The 25,131-nt window shown below is 44.3% G+C and carries 17 protein-coding genes and 2 riboswitches; of the genes, 10 read left to right on the forward strand and 7 right to left on the reverse strand.

Going from position 1 to position 25,131, the window contains the following annotated elements; translation table 11 throughout:
- Positions 1-38 precede the first annotated feature (38 nt).
- The 3 genes from CN378_RS19755 to CN378_RS19765 form a co-directional block, all read right to left on the reverse strand.
- Entirely contained in the window at positions 39-4,115 is a 4,077-nt protein-coding gene (locus CN378_RS19755) for a S8 family serine peptidase (RefSeq protein WP_257141216.1), read from the reverse strand.
- 300 nt (positions 4,116-4,415) lie between these two features.
- Complete coding sequence (locus tag CN378_RS19760) at positions 4,416-5,666, reverse strand: helix-turn-helix domain-containing protein (protein WP_179884996.1); 1,251 nt, start codon at positions 5,664-5,666, stop codon at positions 4,416-4,418.
- A 107-nt stretch (positions 5,667-5,773) separates the two neighbouring features.
- The gene (locus CN378_RS19765) at positions 5,774-6,436 is read right to left on the reverse strand and encodes a VC0807 family protein (protein ID WP_098354189.1); all 663 of its coding nucleotides are present in this window, start codon (positions 6,434-6,436) and stop codon (positions 5,774-5,776) included.
- Positions 6,437-6,648: 212 nt separating this feature from the next.
- Between CN378_RS19765 and CN378_RS19770 the strand changes: the two genes are divergently transcribed.
- The 3 genes from CN378_RS19770 (at position 6,649) to CN378_RS19780 (ending at position 11,450) form a co-directional block, all read left to right on the forward strand.
- Positions 6,649-8,709: a hypothetical protein gene (locus CN378_RS19770; RefSeq protein ID WP_098354190.1), complete on the forward strand. Its 2,061-nt coding sequence runs from the start codon at positions 6,649-6,651 to the stop codon at positions 8,707-8,709.
- Positions 8,710-8,721: 12 nt separating this feature from the next.
- On the forward strand, positions 8,722-10,692 hold the full coding sequence (locus CN378_RS19775) for a beta-propeller fold lactonase family protein (protein WP_098354191.1): 1,971 nt from the start codon (positions 8,722-8,724) through the stop codon (positions 10,690-10,692).
- Between the two features lie 293 nt (positions 10,693-10,985).
- Positions 10,986-11,450, forward strand: a complete 465-nt coding sequence (locus tag CN378_RS19780; protein ID WP_098354192.1) for an SMI1/KNR4 family protein — start codon at positions 10,986-10,988, stop codon at positions 11,448-11,450.
- Between the two features lie 209 nt (positions 11,451-11,659).
- Here CN378_RS19780 and CN378_RS19785 read toward each other — a convergent pair whose 3' ends face one another.
- A complete protein-coding gene (locus CN378_RS19785) occupies positions 11,660-12,895 on the reverse strand; it encodes an IS110 family RNA-guided transposase (protein WP_098354193.1) in 1,236 nt (411 codons plus the stop codon).
- Between the two features lie 601 nt (positions 12,896-13,496).
- Positions 13,497-14,075 carry a hypothetical protein gene (locus CN378_RS19790; RefSeq protein WP_098354194.1) on the reverse strand — a complete coding sequence of 193 codons (579 nt, stop codon included), beginning with the start codon at positions 14,073-14,075 and terminating at the stop codon, positions 13,497-13,499.
- A gap of 110 nt (positions 14,076-14,185) precedes the next feature.
- Here CN378_RS19790 and CN378_RS19795 point away from each other — a divergent pair, with 110 nt between their 5' ends.
- Both CN378_RS19795 and CN378_RS19800 read left to right on the forward strand, forming a co-directional pair.
- Positions 14,186-15,070 (forward strand): ABC transporter permease subunit, encoded by an 885-nt coding sequence (locus CN378_RS19795; RefSeq protein ID WP_098354195.1) that lies wholly within the window; start codon positions 14,186-14,188, stop codon positions 15,068-15,070.
- Positions 15,063-16,067: a hypothetical protein gene (locus tag CN378_RS19800; protein ID WP_098354196.1), complete on the forward strand. Its 1,005-nt coding sequence runs from the start codon at positions 15,063-15,065 to the stop codon at positions 16,065-16,067. The genes CN378_RS19795 and CN378_RS19800 overlap by 8 nt, the downstream gene beginning before the upstream one ends.
- A gap of 29 nt (positions 16,068-16,096) precedes the next feature.
- Here the strand turns inward: CN378_RS19800 and CN378_RS19805 are convergent, their stop codons facing one another.
- On the reverse strand, positions 16,097-16,570 hold the full coding sequence (locus CN378_RS19805; protein WP_098354197.1) for an acyl-CoA thioesterase: 474 nt from the start codon (positions 16,568-16,570) through the stop codon (positions 16,097-16,099).
- Between the two features lie 154 nt (positions 16,571-16,724).
- Positions 16,725-16,915, reverse strand: a riboswitch (cobalamin riboswitch).
- Between the two features lie 240 nt (positions 16,916-17,155).
- Between CN378_RS19805 and CN378_RS19810 the strand changes: the two genes are divergently transcribed.
- On the forward strand, positions 17,156-18,670 hold the full coding sequence (locus CN378_RS19810) for a flotillin family protein (protein WP_098354198.1): 1,515 nt from the start codon (positions 17,156-17,158) through the stop codon (positions 18,668-18,670).
- A gap of 247 nt (positions 18,671-18,917) precedes the next feature.
- Here the strand turns inward: CN378_RS19810 and ade are convergent, their stop codons facing one another.
- On the reverse strand, positions 18,918-20,663 hold the full coding sequence (gene ade, locus CN378_RS19815) for an adenine deaminase (RefSeq protein ID WP_098354199.1): 1,746 nt from the start codon (positions 20,661-20,663) through the stop codon (positions 18,918-18,920).
- Positions 20,664-20,739: 76 nt separating this feature from the next.
- A riboswitch (purine riboswitch) is annotated at positions 20,740-20,841 on the reverse strand.
- Positions 20,842-21,082: 241 nt separating this feature from the next.
- On the opposite strand from ade, the gene CN378_RS19820 reads away from it, so the two are divergent.
- The 4 genes from CN378_RS19820 to CN378_RS19835 all read left to right on the forward strand — a co-directional run bounded on the left by CN378_RS19820 (position 21,083) and on the right by CN378_RS19835 (position 25,117).
- Positions 21,083-21,874, forward strand: coding sequence for a DUF4397 domain-containing protein (locus CN378_RS19820; RefSeq protein ID WP_098354200.1), 792 nt, complete (start codon positions 21,083-21,085; stop codon positions 21,872-21,874).
- Positions 21,874-22,491 carry a class F sortase gene (locus tag CN378_RS19825; protein WP_098354201.1) on the forward strand — a complete coding sequence of 206 codons (618 nt, stop codon included), beginning with the start codon at positions 21,874-21,876 and terminating at the stop codon, positions 22,489-22,491. The genes CN378_RS19820 and CN378_RS19825 overlap by 1 nt, the downstream gene beginning before the upstream one ends.
- A gap of 123 nt (positions 22,492-22,614) precedes the next feature.
- A complete protein-coding gene (locus CN378_RS19830) occupies positions 22,615-24,003 on the forward strand; it encodes a bifunctional metallophosphatase/5'-nucleotidase (RefSeq protein WP_098354202.1) in 1,389 nt (462 codons plus the stop codon).
- Positions 24,004-24,154: 151 nt separating this feature from the next.
- The gene (locus CN378_RS19835) at positions 24,155-25,117 is read left to right on the forward strand and encodes an alpha/beta hydrolase (protein ID WP_098354203.1); all 963 of its coding nucleotides are present in this window, start codon (positions 24,155-24,157) and stop codon (positions 25,115-25,117) included.
- Positions 25,118-25,131 lie beyond the last annotated feature (14 nt).

The following is a 25,131-nucleotide window of genomic DNA, read 5'->3' on the forward strand; positions in this document are numbered from 1 at the left end:
AACCCTTTTGTCCCAGCCTCATTCTTTTTTAATATTCCTTAATTCAGTCCCAATTCCTCCAGGACGGAATCCAGCGTTTTTCCGTCAACAGATTCCACTGGAGCAGGGGCATCCTTAACATGCTCATTCTGTAACAGATAGTTGTCTTGAACAAATTTCATATCCTTTGCATCCACCACTTCGTCGAAATTGATGTCGGCAGCACGATCATTTGTATTCCAGGCATCCTGAATGGCGACGGCATCATGGATGTCGATGACGTTATCCTGGTTGACGTCTCCACCTACGGGTTTCATATTGCTCACTCTATGATATTTTCCATAAAGCTCTCCATTGTACTCATAACCGATTTTCTCATTATTCTTTTTAGTTAAGAAGTGGCCAGGAAGTGTTACCGTTATATCATAAGGGTCTTTGTTTAATGGAAGTTTCTCGATGGAGTACTCACCATTATTCGTAATGGAAGATGGAATAAAGACGTCCCCGGTTGAATTTTTGAATTCTACATTTGCACCTGCTTTTGTCCAATCCTTCTTGGTATTGTAGCCATTCCCGCTATCAAAACCTTCAGGGCTTAAGAATCCCTTTATTGAATTAAAGTCAGGATTTACAGTGAATCCAGCACCAGCATGCAATAGGTTCATTGTTTCATTGTTAGAATTTGTAATGGTAACTGTTGGATCCAGAAGGTCTTGTTTAGTAAACACTTCATCTTGAAGCTTTACTTGCACATCCACAATTGAACTATGATCGAATGATTGAACAGGTTCGTTGAACGTCACTTTGATTTCATTTCCTTCAAGTGTCAGGGACGCTTTATCGGAAAACTCCCCGGATAGTTTGGCATCGATCACTTCCGGATTTCTTCCGTAGCGATTTTCAAATGTCCAGGTGGCTTCCTTTGCATCCTGGACATTATCCAGTACTAGGGCTGCCTTTACGGTTTCACCTGTTACAACGGTATCGACATCGGTTTGCAGGTATGCATTCGGTGTACCTTCTTTAATGAAGAAGTAGTTCTTCTCAAGAGTGTTGTTTCCGGCCATATCATATCCTTTCATTGCAAAGTTTAAGGCTTTCACGTTCTCGTTCATCGCGATTTCTTCGACAAACTTACCGCTCTCATCCATATAAAGAGGGGATGAAGGGAAAGGTGAATTCCAATAATAAATCATAAAGTTTTTGGATTGATCTGCGTCGATTCCCGCTTCTTTCATGTCTTCAATAAGTGGATCCGTTATTTCAATTTCAAAAGGATACGTCTCCTGTCCTGGCTGATATTCAAGGAACGGGGACTCACCATCCAGGGAACTCTTGAACACAGGACCTTCAATGTCGATATAGAAATGCTCTGTTTTTGTTTTTACCTTGCCCTTTGGATCTGTCATCGCATACTTGAATTTATAGTGTCCAGGTTTGGCGATCGTCATTTCTTCTGAAACCGGATTTTTCTTATCGCCTGTAAATGCGAAATAGCCACCCTGGAAAGCCCTTAATAAGTAGTTGTTATCAAGCAGGGCCCCCTGTAAACCAATGGTACCGATCAATCCCAGATCTTCACCTGTATCCCCGTCCTGCAGGATCACGTCCAAGCTTTCCATCGGTGAACTCAGGTTGAATTCAACCAGGGCCCAAGGATAGCGGAATGGATCATAACCATGAGTATACTGTGGAGGTGCATAGGTAGGGGATAACAATTCAAGGGTATTAAAACCTTTCTCCGATCTCTTCACACTAAATGGCACACGGTAGCTTTCTGTTTGATCATTTCGGTTCGTCACGACAAGGTATCCTTCATAAATCCCTTTCGCAGCAGTTTTTGGCATTGTCAGGAAGAGATTTGAGGTCTTTTTATTGCCTCCGTTCACCTTAATTGATGTATCAGAAGTCACTTCAACTCCATTCTCCTTGAGACTAAGGGTGCCTTCCTGTACATTTTCTTCAAAGGTAATGTCAAAGGTTTTCTTTTCATCGCTGTTATTGGCGATTTCAAAGCTTTTTTGTACGCGGAGGTGATCCCCTTCGGCCACCACCTGATTTCCAAACCTAAGTGAACCAGTCGGGTTATCGATTGCATTCAGTTCTTCGCCGCTCGGAAGCAACGTCTCATCGTTTATTTGAATCGTTGTTTGACTATGAAGGGCTTGATATGGATCCACTCTTCCTGCACCAACCTCAAATACGCTGTAGTCTCCCTTCAAAGGATCAGATGAGTTCATGAGGATCGTTTTAATGTCAGCTGGCTCGAGATCCGGATTCTCTCCTAAAAGTAAAGCTGCCACCCCTGCTGTGAAAGGAGAAGCCATCGAGGTTCCTGAAAGTCTTGAGTAAGCATACTGATAGTCATCCGTGTTCTCAGGATCGATCATAAAAGAAGGGAAAGTGGATAGAATGCTGACCCCGGGAGCGACCACTTCAGGTTTCATATCCAAGCTTTTGTTGACTGGACCTCTTGAACTGAAATCGGCTAACTGGTCACCCTCTGTAAAGCTTTCTTCTAAGTTCGTAAACGTGAAGCTCGTTATGCCATTGGCCATTGCTGCCTTTAATTCTTCCCCGGCAGCCTTTGTCATCGAGAAGGCCGGTACGTAATGGGCGGATTCGCCAAGGTTATATCCTACATGACCCTCTGCGTTGTTGTACATGATCACGGCTTTGGCACCATGTTCTTTCGCGAATTTCACTTTGTCATTCAGTGCGAAATTTCCTCGCTGGACAAAAGCGATCTTTCCTTCTACATTTTTATTCTCATAATCTTTTTCATATCCAAGGCCAACATCTACTAATTCCAGTGATTGATCTTCAAGGCTAGTAAATGTGTGAGCGAATCCCCTGGCCATACTTACAATGTCAGCTGACCAGCCATCTGCCGTCCGACCGGTGAAAGTGGTCTGTGAAACAGGGACATCACTCGCTCCGACGGTCACCGCTAACGCAGCTGTACCAGGAGAGCCGACGGTAAAGTCCTTTGGTCCTGCATTCCCTGCTGAAACAACGGCCGTCACGCCATTTAACACAGCGTAGTTAATGGCCGTGCTTGTTGGATAATAGGGATCATTGACGCCCGCTCCCAATGACAGGTTAATGACATCCATTCCATCTTGAACCGATTTTTCGATTCCCGCAAGAACGTCTTCCGTGTAGCCACTTCCGTAAGGACCAAGGACACGATACACATAGAGATCCGCATCCGGGGCAACACCCTCTACCGATACTTCACTATCATTCTCGTTTTGACCCACAATGGTTCCGGATACGTGAGTCCCATGAGAAGTATAGTAGGAATTCCCCGTATAACTGAACTGAGGTTCACCCGTGTTCTTCCAATCTTCATACGTTGCTTCCATTGGGTCCGCATCATCGTCAACAAAGTCATATCCGCCTTTGTAGGCATCCTTTAAATCAGGGTGGTTATAGTCCACGCCTGTGTCAATCACGCCGACTTTGATTCCATCCCCCGTGATTCCTTCCTTATGTAATTCATCCACCTTTAAATAAGGAATACTCTCAACAGATGTCGTGATTTCACGTTCTACATCATGAGGAAGATCTTGTGGAACCGGATCGACTGTATAGGTCTCGTTTTTATATACTGCCTTGACGGCTTTGGAATGAAGCAGCAGCTCAACCTGATTGGCTGGAAGCGTCATGGCCACACCGTTATAAGCTTCCTTATACGTTTGGGTGATTTTCGGCTCTACCTTTTTACCTTTTCCCAGACTCGGGGAGAGATGTTTCGCCACATCTTCTTTAAACATCTTATGTTCCTTCTCCACCTGGGCTTTGGCGTCTTCTTTCTTTACCGTTTTCCCTTTCGATGCAGCTTCCAGTACAGCTACATGCCCAGGCTTGGATTGAAATTGGACGATGACGGAAATCTCTTCACCGGAAGTCAATTCATCCGGTTGAAATCCTTGGAGACCCTCTGCGCTATGTAGTTCCAGTTCATGCAGTGCTTGCCTTTGCTCTTCTGTCAAAGAAGATAAAATCGTTTCTGCTTTCCAGTCAGCAGCTGTAGCGGTCAGAGGGGAGTAGCTCGATACCGGGGATAAGAGTAATCCGGTGGATAATGCAATCACAGCCGATTTCTTTGCGATGGAAGATCCATTCATCATTTCTACCTCTTTTCTGTATTTAGTAATGGGATGATTCTAAATATTAGTACAATTCCTATTGTAAGTTGGAAGCGGACATGTTTGTATGGGGGTTTGGGTTGGGACTATTTAACCGCTTGATTGGAAGGATTGATTCTTTTTCATAAGATTTTGAGCGAGCAATAGGAGAAAAGATGCAATAAAATGACTTCGAGTTGGGGTTGTAAACCAAATCAAATAAATAGATTGCCTGTTCAATCCCTATGAAACGGCAAAAAAAAATGATAAAAGAAAAATTCCTTTTATCATTAATTGGGGGGGTTACTCCAATTCATAATAACTAATCTCATTTGACATCTTTTCTGAGGCTAGTAAAAACCCTTTATCAGACTGTCCGGTTCTTACATAATATAAAAATAGCTGTCTTTCATAATGCTGATACATCAGTTGACTACCCGTACTTTTAAAATGGGGAAGGGCAGTTCCTTCAATATACTTATAGAGCTCTTCTTCATTTTCTTTCAGGGTGAGCAGGTAGATCTCGAAGAACACAAGGCTTGGATCCTGATGCTCCCTGGCCATCGTCAGCCCTTTTGTCGATAAATGATAGAGTTCATCCTTTGACAACAGATTTCCTTTCATGCAGGCAAGTATGTATCCGCTGAGTGTCACCAGATAAAAAGAAGCGGGTGTTTCTTTAGTGATCAGTTTTAAGGCTCTTTCATACGCTTCTTTCGATTCTGTGAATCGTTTTCTCCGGAAATACTCGAAACCCAGATTGTTATGGATTTTATGTGCCCTATCCTTGGAGTTGACAGACTCACAAACTCTGAGGAGTTTATCATATTGTCGCTTGGTTTGTTCCATATCAAATGGTTCTTTGGCATTCAATTGAATTAAGAGGAGGGTCTCAGAATCAATGACCCTGAGGATATTCAATGTCTTTTGGAAAAACTGCAGAGCTCTTTGACCATAGTAATAGGCGAAAGTGTTTGAGTGAATGGAATGATAAGCCAGTGCCAAATGAAAATAATATTCAGCGTTCGGGTACTCATCATCGATTTGTTTTAAGACGTGAATGCAGGAGTCGAATTTTCTGGTACCATAATAATAGATTCCCTTCACATGCAACAATAGGTTTTGCTCGTAAGGGGAAGGAGGATCAAGTTTATTCTCGAACATGTCCAAGATCTCTTTCGCTTTTACGGTTTGATCCATGAACAGATAATACCTGGCCAATAATAGGTGGTATTGAATAATGAAGTCGGAAAGAAATCGCAAAGGTTCTTTTTCTATTTCTGATTTTAATTGATGGATTTCATGGGTTCGAAGCATGATGATGGCTTCGTTCCATCCTGCTAATGTACGCTCGAGGGAATGATAGCGGGCACTTTCTGCTTCCATATCGATTCTGAGTTTCTTTGCGAGTAAATCAGTAATTTCAGTTGAATACTCTGTGATGCCTCTTTCGATCTTACTTAGATGTGTCGTGGAACAGATGCCCTGTGCAAGCTGTTCTTGAGTCAATCCTGAATCTTCACGATGAAATTTAATCAATTTACCTTCAATCATAGTACACCCCAAATGATCCATTTTTTTATCCATTATAGGCAAAATAGTCTTGAAGTGCTATAGGTTTGGAACAAGACGGAGGTCTGAAGGCAATAACATCCAGATGGTTATACGGTGGTTCTCTTTTCTGAGTGGAGTTCCTCCTCCACTTCTTTCATCAAATGAGGGGAATCCTTGATGATCTTCCCGATATAGAAGAATCCCGCAACGGTGACTCCGGTCATGATCCAGCTGAATGCCTGGCGCAGGATGATGCCTTTATCAAATGCTTCTACACCATATTCCATAATGAGCCATGCTTTCACGATGGCAAGGATCCCGCTCCTCATGGCAAAGCAAAGCGTGATCAGTTGAAACATGCGGTACACGGGCTTCTTATAAAAAAGTCGTTTATTGAAGCTGCGGTCGTAGCCCTGGAGCTCGGCAAAATCCAGTCCAAAGTACAGGGTGATGGGCCTTCTGATGATCATGGTCAGGATGAAAAACAAGCTGATGGCAGCGGCGTAATAGACGTTATTCCAAAGGAGCTGAAGCGACGAGCCAGCCAGAATATCAATCAGGGTACCGACGATCAAGGTGAAAAGAATAAACAGGCCGAACGTATTCACCTTCTTCATTTCAATGAACCGGTAAATCGTATACAGGATCCCCGGAACCGAGGAAAGGAGCATGGCGTAATAATCCCCGGTGTAATCTCTTAAGATATTCCAAACGAATAGAGGGAGGGCGACGTAAATCATCAGATCCAATAGTACAATATTTTTCTTCACTTCTATCACTCTTCCTTTTTTGCGTATACAAAGGTTACGGTTCTCTGAATCATAAAGTTTCAAAATAATGGATTTTATTTTGTGAGGAATTGAAACCGTTTTATATAAATATGAAAATCTTATTGAGATTCCTTCTCAATTGCACTATAATGATAAACAGTAATGAGAATCATTCTCGAATGATTCGCGATCGTTGAGAGGGGCTACATAGAATGAACAGACCATGGAAAGTATTATCCGCATCCGTATTGGCATCTTCACTTTTACTTGCCGGTTGTGTAAGTGATAAGGAAGAAGCTTCGAAATCAGATGGAGAAAAGAAAACGGGAGCAAGCAAGGTGAGCGTCTCTGATTATACGTTCGATACTGCCGGGAATATGTTTGCGTATGCAGAATTTGAATTATCCGGCGAGCCGCTGGCAGAAAGCTTTGGCCTGGATTTAGATATATTGGATATCAACAAGTTGGATCAGCCAACAAAATTTGATTATACAGCTGGCGTTGAATCCTATGAGTACTCTGAAGAGGCCATGTATGAAGTCGTTGAAAAGTCAGGAATGGGCTTGCATTTGATCAATGGCCCGGCGGTAGAGACGCTTCAAAATGGGAAAACGCCTGATGAAACATTAGGGAACCGTTTTTATGAATTAGCCGATGCCGTAGGATATCCAGAGGATGAAATCTTCCGTAATATGTTTCCGACATTTATCGAATACTCTGCGGGCGACCCACATTATCAAAACGAGGTAGATACGAGCGAGTACGCTTCCATTGATGATGGAAGCTATGTACCTATGTATCAAGTAAACTTCGAATCACTGCGCTGGGACCGTGACAAAATGGAGAAGACCCTTGTCCCTTCCGCTTATGGGGCAACGTTCTTGAAGCAGGCACTATGGGCAGGGGATTTCATGGGCGGCTTCCATACGGTAGATGCTGATGAAGAATTGGCAGGAGAAACGTCCAAGGATGACGATGATAAGAATGTTGCGCTGGGGGTCAGCTCAGCTGATGGTTTCCAGGGAGCGGTTCTGACGGAAGAAATGTGGAATAAAGTGAATTATATTTCGAATGAATTGTTTATGGATGGCACGACAGGGAAATTGACGGCTGCCGGCCTCGGAAGCCAGTATGATCCTTCAGAAGGATTAGTTTACTTACCGCATAGTGTGGAAGTCACTGAAGACGGTAAACAGGCACCAAACGCAAAGTCACTTTCCATCAAAGATTCAAACAGTGTTCTTCAAGACCAGTGGATGACGCTTTGGCCAAGTTCAGAATTCTACGGAATGACCGACCAAAGAGAAAGCAACCCGAACAAGACTCCATCATTCCAAGCGTTGTTTGACGGGGCACCGTATCCTTCTGCACCAAAAGAAAATACAGATGACTCACCTGAAAACGACGTTGATGGCACTGATCCGTTCACGGCCAATCAGAACGTGATGCTGCATGTATTCAAGAATATTGATGCCATGCATTTCAATGACGATAAAGGAATGTTCGTAACAGAAAATGATGGAAAAGAACAAGGGTCGTATATGGATACGTTCCAGGCTGGTTACACAATGGAATCAATGAGAATCTTCCAACGTGCCATCGACGGGCTGCCTGTCGGGTACGCTTCAGGCGAATCTGCTGAAGGTTTAAAAACCGCTGAAGGTAAGCGTGCACTCGAAATGATCCGTAAGCAGGCAGATTTCATGATGGGCAACGTAGTATTGGATTCTGGATTAGTAGCAAAAGGATTCGATATCAAAAACGGAGTGGACAAGAAAGTGACACTGGATGCTCAATTAGGTGCGATACGGGGATTGACAGCTGCATACTTAGCAACGGATGATGAGAAATATCGTGAAGCTGCCCGTTCGATTTATGAAGCGATGGATACAGAGCTTTGGGATGAAAACTTGAAAGCATATGAAACATCAGAAGGAAAAATGGATTATAACCCATATACAGCAGGCGCATTGTCTGCCACCTACCGTGTTGCCCTGCAGAATTTAAGCAATAGAGAGTCAGATTCAGAGGCACCTGAAAGCCTTGAAATAGATACAATCACCTCAAGGTACAGTGATTTCTATGATACGGTCATTGATGGTCCGTCCCTAAAAGAAGGGATGCAGGCAAGCGAATTCTGGGACACTGGGGATTATTACAGCAAGGATTCAACTGGAAATACCGATGGAGACCATGTTCCACAAATCCAGGCAGGACATGGAGAAAACGGGATTGCGCCTGTCCTGCTTCCAGTCACAGTCGAAAAACGATAAAGAAGGGGTCCTATGAAGAAGATAATAGGATATGCGGCGGCGTTTCTCATAGCAGGAACGCTTGTTGCATGTTCCATCCAAACCACAACTAAAGATGATCCGAGCTTTGATACCGTTCGTAAAGATGCAGTCCATAGTGATAACATCCTGCAGAATAAAAAAGGTACTGAGCTATATATTGCGAATCTCGATGCCAACACCGTATCCATTGTGGATGAAAAGACCCAGGAGGTCCATAAAGAAATTCCTGTCGGGAAAGAGCCGGCCCAGCTGGCTTTATCACCGGATGAAGATCGTCTGTATGTTTCATGCCGGTATGATAATAAGATTGATGTCATTTCACTCGAAGAAGGGAAAGTAGTAGATTCCTATGAAGTGGGATCGGAACCCTTTGGTGTCATGACAAGCCAAAACGGAAAGACCTTGTATGTAGCCAATTATCGAGAGAGTACGGTTATGATGGTCGATGTGAAGAGCGGCGACGTGACGGAGACGATCACTGTTCATGATCGACCAAGAACCTTGGCTCTCACAGCAAACGGGAAAAAGCTGTATGTTCCTCATTATTTATCCGGAGAGATATCCGTATTGGATACAGAAAAGGAAAAAGTCATCAAAACGATCAAACTTGCGGACTCTCCTGATGATTCTGACCGAAAAAAAAGCCAGGGAATTCCGAATACCCTTGAACAATTTGTCATTGCACCTGATGGGAAGACAGCATGGGTCCCTCACTTAGTGACCAATGTCGATACAGCCATCCAGTTCGAAGAAACGATCTTTCCTGCCATATCCGTTATCGATCTTGAAAAAGATGAAGAGGCAGTGGATCAGAGAAAAGAATTGTTTGATGAGATCAATGTGCTGGATTCAAAGAATGAGACGATGATCGTGTCAAATCCATATGATGTAACCTTCCAAGAGGATGGCTCCAAAGCATATGCCATCATGTCGGGGAGTGAGGACCTGGTGGTCTTTGATTTAAAACGGGGCGGGAATGCCACTCAAGTTCTAAGAAGAATCGAGGGGGACAATCCCCGTGGAATCGTATTGAGTAAAGACGGGGACACACTCTACGTTCATAATGCCATGAGTCACGATCTCGCGACCATTGATTCTGGAGGGGCATCTGTACATTCCAGGGCGAAAAAGCTCAATGACAACATTTCCTTGATTAAAAAGGATCCACTCGACCCTCAGATTCGTAAAGGAAAGACGATTTTCTACAGCGCCAATAGCGATGAGTTCGAGGCTGATATTACCGGCAACAACTGGATGAGCTGTGCGTCCTGCCACAGTGATGGAGAAATCAATGGCCTGACCCTCATGACAGGGAAGGGGAAGCGGAATGTCCCGACCAACACACAAACCTCAGAGAACGGTCTCTTCCTTTGGGATGGGAGCCGTGACGACTTTACGGATTACCTTCTGACCGTTCAAGGTGAAATGGGCGGGATGATGAAGTATGAGCCAGGTGAAGAACTGCCGGCAGATGTCGAGAAGATGTATGATGATCTATTCGCCTTTCTGAAGGAACCGGCATCTTTTCCCGTACCACAGAGTCCTTATAAGGAAAACAGGGAACTGTCAAACTCTGCAAAGGATGGAAAAGTTCTGTTTGAAGGCAAGGCATCTTGCATCTCCTGCCATAGCGGAAGTCAATTTACAGATAGTGTGAAAGCAGCCGGTGAGAACGGTGAGTTAAGCACGGATATGACAGACTATCTTCATGATATCGGAACAGCCAACCGGTTTGATGTCCCATCGAAGGGGGACGCAAGGGCAGCCTTCTCCAATCCGAGGGATGGAAAAAGCTTTGATACACCCAGCTTAGTTGGAGTGTGGGCAACTGGACCGTATCTGCATGATGGAAGTGCGAAGACGATTGAAGAGTCCATAGAGCGTCATCAATACGATGAGAAATCGGAGCTCAGCCAAATTGAAATGGCAAAGATTGCCGATTACGTACGTTCCCTGGACTAATATTGACTAAAGCTTGAGGGTTTTTGCTAACGGGTTCGGTTTTGGAGTACAAAATGTAAAATGGTAGCACTTTTCGCTACCCTATTAGCTATATAATTTTCACTAAATTCACATTTAAGAACGCACAGTGATTGGTTAACTGTGCGTTCTTTATTTATATAGGATTTTCCAAAGGATTTATGGGATTTTATGTTAATGTATAGATAAAGGAATTGTTCCGTTAACGGGCAGTTTAGTTGAATAAGGATTAGTGTTAAAATAAGTTAAAAATGGATTGGGATGGAGGAGAGTAAGTGTCAATAAATAAAGCAGTAGAAATTATAGAAGCTAACCAAGAAGAAGCTGATTTTATTGGTGAAATCGATGAACAAACAATAATTGATGCAGAAAATAAATTAAAGGTGAAATTTCCTAAAAGTTATAGGGTGTTTTTAAAGAAATATGGTTTGGGAGATATTTTTGGACAAGAAATTTATGGTCTAGGAACAGATGAAACGGGAATTCCGAATATGATTTGGATTACCAAAGAATTAAGGGAAACAGATAGTTTGCCTAATAATCTAATTTGCTTTTATTTCGCTGATAATGGTGAGTATTTCTGCCTGGATTGTTCCAAAGTACAAAGTAATAATGATGACAATGCACCCGTTGTTTCGTTTATCAGTGGACTTCCGATAAAGGAACAATCATTTGAAATGATTGCAGATAATTTTGGAGACTTTTTAGCAGAGTTATTAAATAATTCTCTAGAAGATTAACTGCTGAGTTCTACATAGCTTTATTCAAAGGTACTTTGCTTCAACAGGGAGCAAGGCATTTTCTTATTCAAGTAAACCAGCTAATAGTTTGTCAACATTTTTCAATGAAAAGTTCAAAATGAACATGTTACACTAAATTTAGGCATACCAAACAGCCTTCCACTATGTTTGTTATGGAAGGTTTTGTATTGAGTGGACAAGTCTATCTTTTAATCTATATCTTGGAAAACTTCTTTGCTTGTTAAAATGGCGAAGATCCATCTTAAAAGTTTGTTTACACAGGCTATTACGGCTACTTTGTAAGGTTTCCCTTCGTCTCGCTTCTTATCATAAAAGGCTCTTAACCTTTTGTTTCGAGGGATAACCTTATCGGTGATCTTCTTTTTGCGACAGTCACGAATGGCACACTTCACCGCCATAAATAACGCCTGGCGAAGACGACTTGAACCTCTTTTGGTTATGCGATTGATCGTGGCTCTGAACTTGCCAGATTCAAAGACACTTGGATCAATTCCTGCGAAGGCTACAAGCTTTTTGGGGTGACTAAACCGTTCAATCTCCCCGATTTCAGAGATAATCGTTGCCGCGATTTTTTCTCCGATTCCAGGGATTGATTTTATAAGTTCATATTCTTCTACTTCTTTTGCGAGAGCGTCTATTTCAGCTGCCAACTTTGATAGATGCTCTTTATACTGTAGAAGCATATGAATATACATGTTCATGCTCAAGATATGGCTTCGATAAAGTGTTTTTTGAATTGGATTACGCTTTGCCGCCTCTTTCAATTCAGTAGCTTTTTCTTTTGCCCATGCTTTAGATCGAGACTTACATAATTCAGCTATCTTATCAGAAAGATCTTCCTCTTCCGTCCTTAAAATATCCTCTGAAGAAGGGTATTCCTTTAACGTCAGTAGTGATACCACTGAATATAAGCTGCCAAAAACCCCTTTATATTCCGGAAAAACTTGATCAAGTAGTGATTGGAATTGTAATTTAGCCTGTACATGAAGTTCTGTGATATTCTCATGTTGCCTTGTGAGATTCCGAAGGTTCAAGAGTTGGATTCCTCTCTTTTTGTAGGGCTCTAACTCCTCCTTATAATACAGCTCACATAGGTGATAGGCATCAATCACATCGGTTTTTACCTTCCGTAAATTTGAACTTTTGGCTCTATAGGAGACAAGGGGATTAACAATAATTAATAGATAATCACGCTCCTCCAAATATTGAACGACTGGAAGGTGAAAGTGACCTGTAGATTCTAATACGACCGGAGGTCTAATCCCAGTAAGAGACCATATTTCCTCAAGATACTCTACGAGACAATCAAGTCCTTCTATAGTGTGTGGGATACTGAAACTCTTTCGGTGAGGCTTTCCTTTTTCCAAGAATGCTTGAACTTGGCTTTCTCCTTTAGAGACATCCAGACCAACGACTGGATTCATTCTAAAATCTCCTCCTTATGAATAAACTTGCCGGTAACCCCTAAATCCATCTTGCAGTTTCATAGCTTCGCTTGTTATACGGGATCCTAGTCCCAACCAGCCTCAATCATGTTTCTACAAGTAGGGGGCGAACAGTTTAATGGACGGGATCAAGTCCCACGGGGGCTTCCGTTCTACCCCGGCTACCGTAATCATATATCGATATAAAAAATGGTCAACCAGAAATATCTGGCTGACCTTATAATACGAACGGGGGCTTTAATTGAATAAGGCAATATAGAATGAATAGACCGATTTCATTGGTCTTTTCTGTTTTTTTGGCAACAGCGAGACGCTGAACAGGTATTTTTGACCCCTATTCCACACGCGTATTCGCATACGTTTTAACACGCCAATTCGCAGGAGTATGTTAGCCATCAGACTGTTGTGCATTAGGGTGCGAATTCCCTTGTGAATTAGGGTGTTAAATGACCATAGCCCCTTTAATAACAACAAAAACAAGAGTACCAATTCATACGTGAATTGGTACTCCCTTTTTATTGCTTTTTCGATGTTTGTACTCCAAAACCGAACCCGTTAGGTTTTTGCCTCAAGCTTTTTTTTATGGAGTTTTCTGTTTCGGCATGAAATCCATCGTAATATTATCACCGAATAACTCATCCTCTTTGAAGATATTCACATGCATGAGCAGTCCAGTCACGGTCTCTCCGTCGACCTGAAGCGATGCGAACCCTTCACTGTCTTCTATATTCTCCCTAAGTTTCACATCGTCCGGCTGCCTGTCTGGACGGAAGAGGAGATCCAATCGATATCTCTTGGCCGGGTCCGGTCGTTTCAATACTGTTAATTCGATGGATCCATCTTCCATCACCTTGGCGCCCGCGGATGCCATCACGGTATCTTCGGGATCGATCGAATACGGTTCGATTTCCTCCCGGGTGGCACTGTCACTGTATGGCTTTAATCTTAGCTCCAAGCTGGTTCCGGGTGGGAGAGTGGTATTCCCCCGGACGATGATTTTCTGTGATTTTAAATTGACTGTGGCATCGATTTTCACTATTTGCGGTTTGATCGGTTTTTCCTCGGCGGCTTCCTGCGTCAAAATCACACGGCATCCCGTCAATAAAGTGAGGCAAATGATCATGCTTACACCTAATATCAGGAATTTTGTTTTTCTCATAGGATTCCCTCCTTTGCGTGTTGTCAGAATTGTGTTTACAATTATATTACAGTATTGTAACATGAATATAGAAAATTTGTATCAATTTGGAAATTATTTGGAGGGGTTTTATGAAAAGGGTTCTAGAGACTCCCTTTCATTTTCTGGTTGTCGTGTTGGGGTTGTATTTGCTCAGCGGGATCGGCTCGCTGCTTGGCTATGATACAGAGCTTTTGATCAATCTAGCGGCCTATGGGGATCGATTAAAACAGACGTGGATTGAAATCTTGCACCCATCATCGATTTACATCTATTGGGGAGAGGGGAATAAGCAATACAGTATAACCGAGGTTTTTTCGAATACGTATACTTACTCTTTTCTGATTTTATTCAGTTCTTTTTTCTTAAGCGTCTGCCTGGCAGTCCTCTTGAGTTATTCCCTCATGTTATTGCCCCGGAAGGCATATCGTTTCTCTATCAAAATCGTCAATGTCCTGGATGCCCTTCCGGATGTGTTCATTGTCGTATTATTTCAGCTTTTCATCATCTGGTTATTTAAAAAGACGAACCTGCTGGTGTTCGATATTTATGCCCTCGGCGAAGAGAGGATTTACTTTTTGCCTATTCTTTGTTTGTCGGTGCTCCCTGTAGTGTTTCTGTTAAAGCAGTTTCTGTTTCAGCTTAAAGAAGAAGAAAGTAAGCCATACGTCGAGTTTTCTTATTCGAAGGGATTCAGAAGGGCATATACGGTCTGGCATCACCTGTTCCGAAATGTGTGGGTCCATTTCTTTTTTCATTTAAAACCGATTTTCTTACTGATGCTTTCCAATCTATTAATCATTGAACTTCTTTTTAATATCAACGGTTTCATGCAGACGTTGCTTCGAACGGCTACCAGTTCACCTGCTGCATTCTTCCTTGGGATGCTTCTCATTTTTGTCCCGTTCTTTATCGTGTTCACAATGGGATCTATGATTCTATCCAAATGGCTGAAAGGAGGGGAACAGAATGAATAGCTGGATGGCTAAACGATTGGCGCTGCCGATTCTGATACTGATTGGCTTCATTGCTGTCAGTTTCCTGGTTCCGGTGATGAATCCAGCTTATGATGAGGTAGTGGATTACCTCTCCGACGAAAATGGAAGGGTGATAGCAGCCCCGCCGTTCACCCCGAGTGAAATGCCTCCACTGGGGAGTGATAAGCTGGGGAGGAACTTTCTGCTGCTCTTATTAGTCGGAGCAAAATATACCATTTTTGCTGCATTGGCCATCGCGTTATTACGGATGGTATTGGGGTTTTTCTTTGCTGCAATGTATACTTTCCTGCCTGCATTTGTGGGGAGGTTCATTAAAGGGCTGGGGGAGTCTTTTCAGTATATCCCCCTTGTCATCATAGTGTATGCGTTACTCGTTCCCCTAGAAGGAGCCTTCCACTCCGAGGTGCTTCCTTCAAGCAGGTACTTTTTCATCCAAGTGCTTGCGATTGCCGTCGTGACGATCCCGTCTCTCGGAATCTATTTAGGTGAAGAGATGAAGCTCTTTATGAAGAATGAATTTATACAGGTGTCACGGACGATGGGGGCAGGGAAATTCCACCTGTTCAAACAGCATCTTCTTCCCCAGTTCAGAAGGCATTCGATCGTGTTATTTTCTGAACAGGTTTCCCAGACGCTAGCCCTGCTCATTCAACTGGGCATTCTTCATATGTGCCTTGGAGGACTGAAAATTGCCAACTTCGGCATCATGGAAAGCATCCCGGTTTACTTCTCTGAAACCAACGAATGGGCCGCAACTATCGCCATCAATATTCAGCAGATTTTTCTGCGTCCGATGCTTGTGGTGGTTCCACTGACTTTATTCGCCATCTTGATCCTGTGCGTAAACTCGATCAGTGCCACCTTAAGGAGATCATTGATTGAAGGAGAAGGGGCCAAAGCGAAGGGAAAGGTGGAAGTATCCAATCACGAAGGCACTGTCGTAGTAACGAAGGATCTTTTTACATTGAAACAGTAAAGGAAGGGGATGCCCCCTTCCTTATTCGTTCATAGAATCAGCGCACGATTTTTTCTGTGCTCTTTACGCAGTGGTGCCGTTTTGAACAATCTCTTCTCTTCTTCTGATTGTGGAATGACCTTTGGCACCGGTTTCGGCTTCCCATCCCCATCTACGGCGACCATCGTCAGAAACGATTCCGTCGTTAACGTTTTAACACTCGTCAGCAGGTTGGTTGAGTACACTTTCACATATACCTCCATTGATGTTCTGCCTGTCGAAGTGACATACGCTTCAAGGCTTAAAGCATCTCCGACAGTCGCAGACGATAAAAAATCGACAGAGTCGATCGAAGCTGTCACAACGACGGAATTTGAATGCTGCATGGCGGACAATGCCGCGATCTCATCAATATAAGAGAGCACTTTCCCTCCAAAGATGGTTTGCATGTGATTGGTGTCCGGTGGGAGCACCAATCTGGTTTGTACCGTTCGTGAACGCTCTACTGAATAGGCTTGTTCCATTTTCTCATCTCCCTGATTTCATCATTAAGAAACAAAAAAGCATCTTCCTTTGTGAAAAGAAGATGCGGCTATTTCAAAAGAGCGTCCAGAATCCTGTGATTCCCTATGTGACGTTCCACTTGCGCAACACCCTCCTATCTCCCGTAGGAACTCTCGTGTTCTTCTCAAGTTGGCAGGTCTCCTGGCTCAGCATCATCGATTCCATATTCCTTCCCATTTCGATGTGAAACAGTGGATCCATATGAAATCTAAGCTTTACAGTGGCGGGACCGCGTTGGACTTTCACCAACTTCCCTTTTAAGAAAATGACCTGATATCATTTTCACCAATGAGCAATGATTAAATTGTGAACGCTTTTATTTTATCACAGACGAACATGTCATGATGAGTCTTTATAGTAAAAGGAAGGAAAAACGAGAAGGGATGCTGTAAAGGCAATGTTTATATAAAATTAGGAGATTCACCTAATTTATTGAAACTTTTTCGTCATGAGCTCCGTATATAGTAGTGTAGCTAGCACTTTTATATAAAAATTAAATCAGACAGCATGCTGGTTTAAACAAATTGTTGAGAGGGGTTGTCAGAATGCTAGGATCATTAAGTGTGATTGGATTTTTCGTTTTCCTGATTCCTGTTCTGGTCATTGCGGCCATCGTGGGGATTGCATATTACTTCTGGATGAGGTTCCGCTATCGTACAGCGAGATCCAACCAGGCACTGATCATTACCGGACCGAAACTGGGGGATCCTGAAAAGGAATCGAATATTTTCACCGACCAGGAAGGCCGTTCCATGAAAATCATCCGTGGTGGAGGATACAGATTAAGACGGTTCCAGACGTCTACTCCTGTTAACCTTACGTCATTCCAATTGAAATTATCGACACCAAGAGTGTACACAAACGGTGGAGTACCGATCGTGGCTGACGCAGTGGCCATGGTGAAGGTGGCGGACACCTTGAACGGGATTGCCAACTATGCCGAGCAGTTCCTTGGTAAGGATCAAAAAGAAATTGAAGATGAGATCATTGAAGTGCTGGGAAGTAATCTTCGTGCCATTCTTTCGAAAATGACCGTTGAAGATATTAACAGCAACCGTGAAAAATTCAATGCCGATGTATCGGAAATCGCCCAGAAACAGCTCGATCTGATGGGCTTTAAAATCACGTCACTCGGACTGACGGATATCCGTGATGCCGATGAAGAAAACGGCTATTTGAAAAACCTCGGTCGTCCGCGTATCGCAGAGGTTCGCAAACAAGCGGAGATCGCTGAAGCAAACACGGAACGTGAAACACGGATTCACCGTGCGCAAACCGATCAGGAAGCGAAGGAAGAAGAGTACAAACGTCAAATTACCATTGCTCAATCCAAGAAAGAAAAAGATATCAAAGATGCTGCCTTTAAAGAAGAAACAGAACGGGCAAGAGCGAAGTCCGAACAGTCCTACGAGCTTGAAAAAGCCAAACTTGCCAAGGAAGTAAAAGAAGAAGAGCTGACCCTTCAATTCCTTGAACGCGAGCGCGCGGTTAAACTGGAAGCGGAAGAATCCAAGGTCCGTAAAACGAAAGCCGATGCAGATTACTACGAAACGACTCGTAAAGCGGAAGCGGAGGCACGCAAATCTGAAATCGACGGGGAAGCAAAAGCGAAGATCCGCAGGGAAGAAGGATCCGCTGAAGCCGACGTCATCCGTGAACGCGGTAAAGCCGAAGCCGAATCGCGTAAGCTCCTTGCCGAAGCGATGGAGAAACACGGAGATGTCATCATCACCGAGAAACTCATCGAAATGCTGCCGGTCTTCGCCGAGAAAATCGCTCAGCCTCTGAACAATATCGACTCCGTCAAGATCATCGATTCAGGTAACGGCCAAGGAGTCCCGTCCTTCGGTAAGAGTATCACAAGAACGATGCTTGACATGCAGGAGCCACTCCGTGAAATGACAGGCATCGATGTAGGGGAATTATTGAAGTCATATGCCAATAGAACCCAGCCGGTACATTATCAGCCGGCAATTTCCAAGTCGGCCGACAAGGAAGTGGCAGCTTCAAACGAAAAGGAAGAAACAGAGTTTGAAGAAACGGGGAAGGAAAGTAAATAAGAAGTGAGAAAAGAGATGTCTCCCGGGGAGGCATCTCTTTTTTGAGGCGGTAAAGGAAGGTGCCAGGCACGGAATGGTTATTCTGTGCCTGGCACCTTTTGAAATGATCGTTGTGGTTTTTTGATTCAGCAGCTGAATTCCACCGGGTTTTCACCTTCCAATATAGCTTTATAATTTAACAGGTGAAGTATCACGGGAATTCACCTGTCAAAAAACCATTGGAATTCAACAGGTAAGAAAAGCCCCCTCACTCCTTCACCCCAACCTCAATATGCCGGCTATCATAAACATCGAACAACCCCAGGTCGGTCAGCTTGATCTCCGGGATCACCGGCAGGGTCAGGAAGGAGAGGGTAAGGAAGGGATTGAAGTCTCCTGAGAAGCCGAGCTCTACAAACGCATCCTTTAACTTGAGAAGTCCCGCTGCCACTTCTTCATGGCCTCTATCGGACATTAAACCTGCAATGGCCAAGGGAAGTGAGGCGATGACTTTTCCATCCTTCACCAGGACGAGCCCCCCATTCATTTTACCAAGTGCCTGGATGGCGGTGAGGATATCCCCGTCATTGGTGCCTGCTGCGACAATGTTATGGGAATCATGGGCAATGGTGGTGGCGAAGGCTCCTTCTTTTAGTCCAAAGCCTTTTACGATGCCTAGTCCGATATTTCCGGTGTGGTTATGCCTTTCCACGACGACCATTTTCAGATGGTCCTTTATGGCGGAGGCGGTGAAGACACCATTTTCCACTTGCACGGTTTCAATCCGTTTATTCGTTCTGAGCTGATTGGGATTAATCTCGATGATGTGGGCTTTTTTTGTATCGCCGATTTTGATTTGCAGATCCTTTTCGGCGATATCAGGTATATGCACGGTTGACGTCAGGGACGGTTGAGGCACCGTTTGTACAATCGGATTTCCGATGAACTTCCCATTTTTGGCTACCGGTTCTGAAGCTTTGTATACGTCCGATATGGCCACGGTTTCAAGGTCATCAAGGAGGATGAAATCCGCTTCATAGCCCGGTGCAATCGCTCCTTTTTGATAAAGGCCATAACATTCGGCTGCGTGAAGGGAGGCCATGGAAATCGCCACAAGTGGGTCGAGACCTTCCTTTATGGCTAAGCGGACATTGTGATCGATACTGCCTTCTTCAATTAAGTCATCGAGATGTTTATCGTCCGTGCAGAACAGACAACGACGGGCATTTCGTTCATTCACTGCGCCGATGAGGGATTTCAGGTCTTTTGCCACACTTCCTTCCCTGATCAGAAGATACATTCCCCTTCGTAAGCGTTCCTTTGCTTCTTGAATGGTGGTGCATTCATGATCGGTCCGGATGCCGGCTGTTTTATAGACATTGATGGCATGCGTGTCAAGGCCGGCCAGGTGACCATCCATATTGTAAGTGAAGGGAGTGGTCGCGAGGATTTTATCTACAATCGAATCATCCCCTTTTTGAAGAGACGGATAGTCCATCACTTCTGCAAGGCCGAGGACACGTTTGTGCCGGTAGAAAGGTCTCAATTCATGAGCGGTCAAGATTGCCCCGGAATTTTCAAAAGGGGTGGCAGGGACGCTGGAGGGGAGCATGGTGAAGACGTCCAATGGAATGTGCTCAGATTCGTCCAGCATGAACCGGATGCCCTCCTCCCCGGACACGTTGGCAATTTCATGGGGATCCGTGATGACGGTCGTGACACCATGGGGGAGTACGACTTTGGCGAATTCAGAAGGGGGGACCATGGACGACTCGATATGAACGTGGGCGTCTATAAAGGATGGGCTTACATATTTTCCTTTTGCGTCAATGACTTGTTTCCCTTTATAATCACCGATTCCGACGAAGATCCCGTCTGATATTGCCACATCCCCTTCGATGATTTCCAGGTTGAAGACATCGATGATTTTCCCGTTTTGAATGACCACGTCTGCGGGCACGTCTCTATTTGCAGCTGCAATTCGTTTCTTTAGGGTTTCTTTCTTTGTACTCATGTGATCCTCTCCTTATCGATTAGAAAAACCCCGGGATGCCACCCGGGGTTTGACGTAGAGAGAACAGAGCGGGGACTCCCGCCGCCCATCCCCTCGTAGTCAAACCATTTACGGTAGTTTGGTAGAAACTTTTGGACCATATTTCCAATATTATACGAGAATGCGAATCTTTTTATTTATTCAAAATGATTATGTCACATTTTATATGCAGCGAATGGAATGTGTCAATGGGTGTCTTCCCGATGCGCGTTCATTGGTACGATGGGGACACACAGGGCTGACAATCCCCCGCGGAGGCAATCTGAAAGTTGAATGTGCTATTTTCAATCGTTCATAGTTGAAAACTTTTTGTATTGATTATACATTAAGTGTACAAGTAAAATACAAAACTTGTACAAAACACAAAAGGAGTGGAAGAAATGAAAAGAATTTTCTCGATTTTTGTAACAGCTATGCTTATGTTATCACTGGCCGGGGGTGCATTTGCCGCTGAGAATGATGCAATGGTCCGTATCGTCCATGCTTCTCCTGATGCTCCGGCTGTCGATGTATATGTAGACGGAAAAGCTGTGGTGGAAGGTGCAGAGTTTAAAGCGGCGACGGATTATATGAATCTTCCTGCAGGTGACCACAAAGTCGAAATTTATGCTGCAGGAACAATGGGAAGCGAAGATCCGGTCATTTCCCAAGATCTTACAGTCGAAGCTGGGATGGCTTACACTGTAGCGGCTGCTAACACATTGGAAAACCTGGAATTGGTCGTAGCACAAGACTCCATGGACGTGACGGAAGGGATGACCAAGGTACGTGTTGGACATCTATCTCCTGATGCACCGACTGTTGATGTTGGTCCTATAGGCGGAGATGCATTATTCAGTGGGGCTGAATTCAAAGCAATCACGGATTACAAGGAATTGGATCCAGGAACATATGATTTAGAAATCAGAACACCTGAAGGAGATCAAGTGTTGGATCTATCTGGTACGATGCTTGAAGAAAATACTGTATACAGCGTATTTGCCATTAACACTGCCGATCAATTAGAAGTACTGGTATTGAAGGATTATACTATGATGCCTGGCAGCATGCCTGAAACGGGAATGGGCGGAGCAGCGACTGAACAATCCACTACTCTTCCAATTGTCCTTGCAACCGTCGTATTAGGTGGAGCGGCCTTACTATTTGTCACACGCAGACAACTGCAAAAATAATGAAAAGACTACTGATCTCTATTCCTCTAATGGCTCTTCTGGCGGCATGTGCTGCCGAAGAGCCTCAAACCGTTCCGAAAAGTGATGTTCAATCTTCTGCCGTTGAACAGCCAGTTCAAGCGACAACGCCTGCTGGCGGTACATTAGAGGAAGAGAACAAAATTACTCCATCCGTCCTTTCGATCCCAAAGCTTGGACTCGAGGCACCTGTCAAAGAGTTCGGACTGGATAAGGAAGGGAATATGGAACTTCCGGAGAACGGGAAGGATGTAGCGTGGTTTGAACCGGGATTCCAACCTGGGGAAAAGGGCAATGCCGTACTTGCAGGGCACGTGGATGACGAGAAAAAGCCGGCTGTCTTTTTTGAACTGAAGACGCTTGAGCCTGGTGACGAGATCCATCTGCAAGATGATAAGGGTAAGACCCTGACATTTGTGGTCAAGGAAAAGGTTGCCTATGAAAAAGATGATGCACCACTTCGAAAGATTTTTGGGCCGACTGAGAAAAGGATGCTGAATCTGATTACTTGTACAGGATATTTCGATCATGATATTCATAATTACGTAGAACGATTAGTCGTCTATACAGAACTGGTAGAGGACGGAAATGAATCTTGATGCAGAGCTTAACTCCCATCCAATGGTAGGTAAGCTCTCTTTTTTTTCCATAAAAAGCCTTTACACAATCTTAATTTCCTTTACTATTAATAGAGAGAGTTTTCTGAAAAAATGGAGGTTAAGATGAAACTGAAAATTGTACATACCAATGATATACACAGCCATTTTGAAGCATTCGGAAAAGCGGCTACCCTGATCAAAGAGCATAAAGATGAGAACACGATCATCCTGGACGGGGGAGATTTTGCCGATTTCAGAAGTATCGAGCTCCAGGGAACAAGGGGGATGGCGGCGATTGAATTGCTTCAATCTATCGGATACGATGCATTGACCATCGGTAACAATGAAATGTTCAACGGATTCGATACCCTCGAATATATGGCGGGGAATAGTCCCATTCCTTTTATCAGCAATAATCTTTACAGAAAAGACAAAGCGGTCATCAGGGGAGTGAGATCAAGCGTCATACTGGAGAAAAACGGTTTGCGGATCTTCATCACGGGTGCGTCCCCTGACTTACAGGGTTTCAATGACGGACTTGGTGTACATATTACGGATTATAAAAAAGCCATCAGGGAGGAACTTGAACGCCATCGTGGAACATATGACGTCTCTATCCTTCTCAATCATGTGGGGACCGCTGCCGATGAGGAACTTGCACATGAACTGGAGGGCGTGGATATCATTCTCTCTGCCCATGATCATCAGCTCTATACTCAGGCTAAGGTTGTGGATGGGATCGTCATGAACAGTGCAGGCTGCTATGGGGAGTACATCGGTGTGGTGGAAGTGGATGTATCCGACCAAGGAGTCCGTCTGATTCGCGGGGAAACGATTGCGACTAAAGAGTCTCCAGTCGATCAGGAGGCAACGGATATTTTGAAGAAAAATAAAAAGATCGCGATTGAGGTGTTAAGCAGGCCGCTATACTCACTCGACCGGCCACTTTGGCATGATGTGATCGAAGAGAATCCGATGACGAATTTAATTGCTGATGGACTGCAGGACATGCTGAAATGCGATCTCGGCCTGATGAATAGTGGAATCGTGAATGCCGGGGCTTTTCAGGATATCAGTCAGAAGAAACTCATCGAAATCTGTCCTTCCCCATTGAATCCTACCTCATTCGAAATCCAGGGCAAGCATATCCGAAAGGCGATCGGGGAGTCCCTGGATGTTCAGGTTTGCCTGGCTGATGGAAGAGGTCCGGGATTCCGCGGGAAATTCGTCGGTAGACTTCATGTATCCGGAGCAGAGGTCGTCCATGATGGTCAGCACGTGTCCTCCATTCTCATCGGTGGCGAGCCTCTGGAAGAGGAGAAATGGTATTCGGTGGCATCTTCAGATTATCTCCAGAGAGGATCCGGCTATGAATCCCTCCGCCATTGCAGGAATGAGAAATATCTCCCGGAGGAAATCCGCGATGTGATCAGGATCTATGGGGAACGAAGTGATTTCATCAAAAAAGCCCAGGTGAAAAGGTGGAGGGAAATCAGTAACGTCACGGTCTAGCCGTCCATTCAAGCACTCAGGATCACTGGGTGCTTTTCAGTGTGGAAGAATCCAGATGATCGGACACATATGGGCATGCCTAATTCTATGAAACTTGTACCATCTTCGAGTAAAATAGAAGTAACTATCTGTACGAAGGAGACCATGCCCCATGATAAAGAAAATTGTGTGGATCGTAAGCAGTTTGCTGGTGTTGGGCCTCATTGGTTTGATCGTTGCCGGAAACTATTTTTATGATGTAGCCATTAACCGCAGCAATGAGGCGGTGGAGCTTTACGGTGGTACAGAGGAAGCGGTTGAAGCGGTCAGTGCATTAGAGGAAGAGCAGGAAAGATTGGAAGAATTACAAAACTGGACAAGTAAACGGGATTTTCAAACGGTAGAGGTAAAATCGGAGGATGGATTGACCCTGAGAGGCCAGTACCTCGAAAACGAGTCACCCAATGGGAAGACAGTGATCCTGGCTCATGGATATAAAGGGAACAGCGAGCAAATGCCTGAAATCACCAGATTCTATTATGTAGAAGGATATAACATCCTTAAGCCGGATGCGAGGGGACATGGAAAGAGTCAAGGCGATTATATCGGCTACGGTTGGGACGACCGGCTCGATGTGAAAAATTGGATCGATTTCCTTGTCAACAAGAAAGGGCAGGACACCATCTTCCTGCACGGCTTCTCCATGGGAGCGGCAACCGTGTTGATGACGAGTGGCGAAGACCTCCCCGGAGAGGTGAAGGGGATCATTGCGGACAGTGGATATACATCAGTGGATGAAGAGCTTGCCCATCAGTTGAAATACCTTTATCGTCTACCCGCATTTCCGATCATGGAAGTCACTGGTATCGTCACAAAGGTGAGAGCAGGCTACACATTTAAAGAAGCATCCGCGTTGGAGCAGGTGAAGAAAAATCGACTGCCTCTATTCATCATTCATGGCGACAAGGATGAACTTGTGCCTACGGAGATGGCCCATCGCCTGTATGAGGCAGCGGGTGGCTCCAAAGAATTATGGATCGTCCCAGGGGCGGGTCACACGGAAGGCTTTACCGTGGAGGAAGAAGAATATACGAAACGGATCAAGGGGTTCATTGCCGAGGCAATGAAATCATAGAAAAGGAGCATGTT

The sequence above is a fragment of the Bacillus sp. AFS015802 genome, from assembly GCF_002561455.1.
GTDB lineage: Bacteria > Bacillota > Bacilli > Bacillales > Bacillaceae_B > Rossellomorea.

Coding starts and splice junctions, on each gene's coding strand:
- CN378_RS19760 (WP_179884996.1), bottom strand. CDS start 5,666: ATGATTGAAGGTAAATTGATTAAATTTCATCGTGAAGATTCAGGATTG.
- CN378_RS19810 (WP_098354198.1), top strand. CDS start 17,156: ATGCTAGGATCATTAAGTGTGATTGGATTTTTCGTTTTCCTGATTCCT.
- CN378_RS19800 (WP_098354196.1), top strand. CDS start 15,063: ATGAATAGCTGGATGGCTAAACGATTGGCGCTGCCGATTCTGATACTG.
- CN378_RS19775 (WP_098354191.1), top strand. CDS start 8,722: ATGAAGAAGATAATAGGATATGCGGCGGCGTTTCTCATAGCAGGAACG.
- CN378_RS19830 (WP_098354202.1), top strand. CDS start 22,615: ATGAAACTGAAAATTGTACATACCAATGATATACACAGCCATTTTGAA.
- CN378_RS19770 (WP_098354190.1), top strand. CDS start 6,649: ATGAACAGACCATGGAAAGTATTATCCGCATCCGTATTGGCATCTTCA.
- CN378_RS19785 (WP_098354193.1), bottom strand. CDS start 12,895: ATGAATCCAGTCGTTGGTCTGGATGTCTCTAAAGGAGAAAGCCAAGTT.
- CN378_RS19790 (WP_098354194.1), bottom strand. CDS start 14,075: ATGAGAAAAACAAAATTCCTGATATTAGGTGTAAGCATGATCATTTGC.
- CN378_RS19835 (WP_098354203.1), top strand. CDS start 24,155: ATGATAAAGAAAATTGTGTGGATCGTAAGCAGTTTGCTGGTGTTGGGC.
- CN378_RS19805 (WP_098354197.1), bottom strand. CDS start 16,570: ATGGAACAAGCCTATTCAGTAGAGCGTTCACGAACGGTACAAACCAGA.
- ade (WP_098354199.1), bottom strand. CDS start 20,663: ATGAGTACAAAGAAAGAAACCCTAAAGAAACGAATTGCAGCTGCAAAT.
- CN378_RS19755 (WP_257141216.1), bottom strand. CDS start 4,115: ATGATGAATGGATCTTCCATCGCAAAGAAATCGGCTGTGATTGCATTA.
- CN378_RS19795 (WP_098354195.1), top strand. CDS start 14,186: ATGAAAAGGGTTCTAGAGACTCCCTTTCATTTTCTGGTTGTCGTGTTG.
- CN378_RS19820 (WP_098354200.1), top strand. CDS start 21,083: ATGAAAAGAATTTTCTCGATTTTTGTAACAGCTATGCTTATGTTATCA.
- CN378_RS19825 (WP_098354201.1), top strand. CDS start 21,874: ATGAAAAGACTACTGATCTCTATTCCTCTAATGGCTCTTCTGGCGGCA.